Genomic DNA, 4,385 nt, shown 5'->3' on the forward strand with positions numbered 1-4,385 from the left:
ACCCGTGGGGCCGGAGCGGCCGGATCGCGCGCCACGGTGACCGGCCTGGTCCGGCCCGGTCGACCGGCAGCTACGCTGCACCATCGCTCGCACTCCAGGAGGTTGCGCTGAGACTCGAACTGCGCGGCATCACCAAGCGGTTCGGTGATCTGGTCGCCAACGATCACATCGACCTGACGGTGGAGCCTGGAGAGATTCACGCCCTGCTCGGCGAGAACGGCGCGGGCAAGTCGACCCTGATGAACGTGCTCTACGGGCTCTACCAGCCCGACGAGGGCGAGATCCTGGTCGACGGCACGCCGCTGAAGCTGAAGGGCCCGTCCGATGCCATCGCGGCCGGGATCGGCATGGTGCACCAGCACTTCATGCTGGTGCCGGTCTTCACCGTGGCCGAGAACATCATGCTCGGCGCCGAGCAGGTCCGGGGCGGCATCGCCGGTTTCCTGGACCGGCGGCGGGCCCGGCGCGAGGTCACCGAGGTGTCCGAGCGCTACAACCTGCGGGTCGACCCGAATGCGGTGATCGAGGATCTGCCGGTCGGCATCCAGCAGCGTGTGGAGATCGTCAAGGCGCTCACCCGCGACGTCGACCTGCTCATCCTGGACGAGCCGACCGCGGTGCTCACCCCGCAGGAGACCGAGGACCTGCTGACGGTCATGCGGTCGCTGAAGGCGGCCGGCAAGTCGATCGTCTTCATCACCCACAAGCTGGGCGAGGTCAAGGCCATCGCCGACCGGATCACGGTGATCCGGCGCGGAAAGACCGTCGGCACGGCCTCGCCAGAGACCAGCCGGGACGAGCTCGCCGCACTGATGGTCGGCCGCAGCGTGCGGCTGACCGTCGACAAGTCGCCGGCCGCACCGGGCGAGCCGGTGCTGGAGGTGGCCGGGCTGGTCGTCGACGACGACCGGCAGGTCCGGGCGGTCGACGGCGTGGACCTGACCGTCCGCGCGGGCGAGGTGCTCGGCGTGGCGGGCGTGCAGGGCAACGGCCAGACGGAGCTGATCGAGGCGATCATGGGCCTGCGCCCGGTGCTCGCCGGCACGGTCAGCCTGGGCGGCGACCGGATCGACGGCTGGACGACCAAGAAGGTGCTCCGCGCCGGCGTCGGTTACGTGCCCGAGGACCGCAGCGTGGACGGCCTGGTCAAGGAGTTCAGCGTCGCCGAGAACCTGGTGCTGGACATCTACGACCGGCCGCCGTTCGGTGCCGGGCTCGCCCTCAAGCCGGACGCCATCGCGTCGTCGGCGCGGGAGCGGATCGAGCAGTTCGACGTCCGTACCTCGTCGGCGGACGCGGCGGTGGGCACCCTGTCCGGCGGCAACCAGCAGAAGGTGATCGTGGCGCGGGAGCTGTCCCGGCCGCTGAAGCTCTTCATCGCCGCCCAACCGACCCGTGGCGTGGACGTCGGGTCGATCGAGTTCATCCACAGCCAGATCATCCACGAGCGGGACGTCGGCACCGCCGTCATGGTGGTGTCCAGCGAGCTTGACGAAGTGGTCGGGCTGGCCGACCGGATCGCGGTGATGTACCGCGGACGGATCATCGGCATCGTCGGCCCGGACACCCCGCGTGAGGAGATCGGTCTGTTGATGGCCGGCATCCACCCGGACGCGGCCGGCACGGCCGACGGGGGTCCGGCGCGCGCCGACGGCCCCGCGAGCGAGGACGAGGCATGACCACCAACCCCAATCCGCAGTCGGGCTCTCCGGACAAGGAGCCGGCGAGCGAGGCGCAGGCGGCACAGAACGCGCTCGGCAACACCGAGCGGGCCGGCACGACCTCCACGCCGAAGGCCCCCGAGCCGCAGCCGAAGCCGTCCCTGGGCCGGCTCTTCCTGGACAACCTCTGGGCGGCCAACACCTTCACGGTGACCCTGCTGTCGCTGGTGCTGGCGATCGTCGTCGGCGCGGTGTTGATGATCGTGTCTGACCCGGACGTGCTGCACACCTACACCTACATCACCGCCCGTCCGGCCGACGCGCTCAACTCGAGTTGGACGCTGGTGAGCGAGGCGTACGCCAATCTGTTCAAGGGCTCGATCTTCGACCCCGAGGCGTTCTCCGGCTGGGTGAACGGCAGCAACGGCTGGCAGGCCGTGCTCGCGCCGATCTCCGAGACGCTGACGTACGCCGCGCCGCTGGTCTTCACCGGCCTGGCGGTGGCGCTGGCCTTCCGTGGCGGCCTGTTCAACATCGGCGCGCAGGGTCAGGCCACCATCGGCGTGATCCTGGCCGCGCTGGCCGGCTTCCTGCTGCCGCTGCCGCCCGGCCTGCACCTGCTGGTGGCGGTGCTGGCCGGCGCGCTGGGCGGGGCGATCTGGGGCTTCATCCCGGGCATCCTCAAGGCCCGCGCCGGGGCGCACGAGGTGATCAACACGATCATGCTCAACTACGTCGCCACGTACTTCCTGACCTGGCTCATCGTGCAGAACGGCGTGCAGGACCCGACCCGGACCGACGCGATCAGCAAGGCGGTGGACACCTCCGCCCAGCTGCCGCGCCTGCTCGGTGACAACCTGCGGGTGCACGCCGGCATCCTGCTCGCCGTGCTGGCCACCTGGGCGGTCGCCTGGTTGCTCAACCGGTCGACGCTCGGCTTCGAGCTGCGCGCGGTCGGCGCCAACCCGGACGCCGCGCGGACGGCCGGCATCAGCGTCACCCGGACGTACATCCTGATCATGGTCTTCTCCGGGGTCCTGGCCGGTCTCGGCGGCTCGAACATGGTGCTCGGTTCGACCGCCAGCGCGCTGACGCCGCTGGTGGTGGCGCAGATCGGCTTCGACGGCATCCTGGTGGCGCTGCTCGGCCGGGTGAAGCCGTGGGGGGTGTTGCTCGCCGCGCTGCTGTTCGGTGCGCTCCAGGCCGGCGGCAACCGGATGCAGTCGTACTCCGGCATCTCGCTGGAGCTGGTGACCGTGCTCCAGGCACTGATCGTCATCTTCATCGCCGCACCCGCCCTGGTAAAGGCGATCTTCCAGCTCCGGGCCGCACGGGCCGCCCGGTTGCAGACGAGCCTGGCGAAGGGCTGGTAACGCATGTCCACCATGGCTGTCCCCGACGTCGCGGTCGGCGTCGACGAGGGTTTCTGGACCCGTACCCGCAAGGTCGGCCTCACGCTGACGGCGCTCGGTCTGCTGGCGGCGGTGCTGTTCGGGGCGCTCGCCACCGACCAGGAGGCCCGGTTCACGTTGAGCGACGACGCGGCCGGTGCCGCGCTGGAGATCAACGGCACGATCGGCGCGATCCTGTTCGGGATCATCGCGATCGCCGCCGGCGCGGCCCTGCTCGCCGGCGTGCCGAAGCGCTGGTTCCTGCCGGTGCTCGGCGTCGGGCTGGTCGCCTTCGTGCTCTCCTTCCTCTGCTGGCAGGTCTCCGCCGCGCCCGCCGGGCAGAACTTCATGCCGCTGGTCAACATCATCCGGGGCACGTTCATCCTGGCCCTGCCGCTGATCTTCGGTGCGCTCGCCGGCGTGCTCTGCGAACGGTCCGGCGTGGTCAACGTGGCCATCGAGGGGCAGTTGCTGATGGGCGCGTTCAGCGGCGCGCTGTTCGGCAGCATCTCCGGCAGCGTCTGGGTGGGTCTGGTCGCCGCGGCCATCGGTGGCGCGTTCATCTCGCTGCTGCTGGCCGTCTTCGCCATCCGCTACCTGGTGGACCAGGTCGTCATGGGTATCGTGCTGAACCTGCTGGCGGTCGGCGTCACCGGCTTCCTCTACGAGCGGCTGATGCAGACCGACGCGGAGAAGTACAACAGCGCGCCGCGCTTCAGCAACTGGGAGATCCCCCTGCTCAAGGACATCCCGGTGCTCGGGCCGGCGCTGTTCCGCGGCAACATCTTCCTCTATCTCGGCCTGCTGCTGGTGCTGGTGATCCACATCGGGCTCTTCCGCACCCGCTGGGGGCTGCGGACCCGGTCGGTCGGCGAACACCCGATCGCCGCCGACACGCTCGGGGTCAAGGTGCTGCGGGTGCGCTACCGCAACGTGCTGCTGGCCGGCGTGGTCGCCGGTATCGGTGGCGCGTCGTACACGCTGGCGCTCTACTCGTTCACCAAGAACATGATCGGCGGCAAGGGCTTCATCGCGCTGGCCGCGCTGATCTTCGGTCGGTGGAACCCGACCGGGGCGCTGCTCGCCGCGCTCTTCTTCGGCTTCGCCGACCAGCTCGCCACCTACCTCGGTGCCATCAACAGTGTGATCCCGAGCCAGTTCCTGGCCATGCTGCCCTACCTGGCGACGATCCTGGCGGTCGCCGGCCTGGTCGGCCGGGTCCGGGCACCCGCCGCCGACGGCAAGCCGTACATCAAGGGCTGACCCCCACCCACCCCTCTGGTGATCAAGAGGTTTGCGTCAGGATCGACGACTTTCCTGACGCAAACCTCTT

At 69.8% G+C, this 4,385-nt stretch carries 3 protein-coding genes; all 3 read left to right on the forward strand.

Annotated features, from left to right (window positions below; genetic code table 11):
• On the forward strand, positions 1-1,679 hold a 1,679-nt coding region (locus ABZU46_RS31155; protein ID WP_354863274.1), incomplete at its 5' end, for an ABC transporter ATP-binding protein.
• Positions 1,676-3,034 (forward strand): ABC transporter permease, encoded by a 1,359-nt coding sequence (locus tag ABZU46_RS31160; RefSeq protein WP_354863275.1) that lies wholly within the window; start codon positions 1,676-1,678, stop codon positions 3,032-3,034. The genes ABZU46_RS31155 and ABZU46_RS31160, both read left to right, overlap by 4 nt.
• Before the next feature lie 3 nt (positions 3,035-3,037).
• Entirely contained in the window at positions 3,038-4,315 is a 1,278-nt protein-coding gene (locus tag ABZU46_RS31165; protein ID WP_354863276.1) for an ABC transporter permease, read from the forward strand.
• Positions 4,316-4,385 lie beyond the last annotated feature (70 nt).

This window comes from Micromonospora sp. NPDC005197, from assembly GCF_040608295.1.
GTDB lineage: Bacteria > Actinomycetota > Actinomycetes > Mycobacteriales > Micromonosporaceae > Micromonospora.

Coding starts and splice junctions, on each gene's coding strand:
- ABZU46_RS31160 (WP_354863275.1), top strand. CDS start 1,676: ATGACCACCAACCCCAATCCGCAGTCGGGCTCTCCGGACAAGGAGCCG.
- ABZU46_RS31165 (WP_354863276.1), top strand. CDS start 3,038: ATGTCCACCATGGCTGTCCCCGACGTCGCGGTCGGCGTCGACGAGGGT.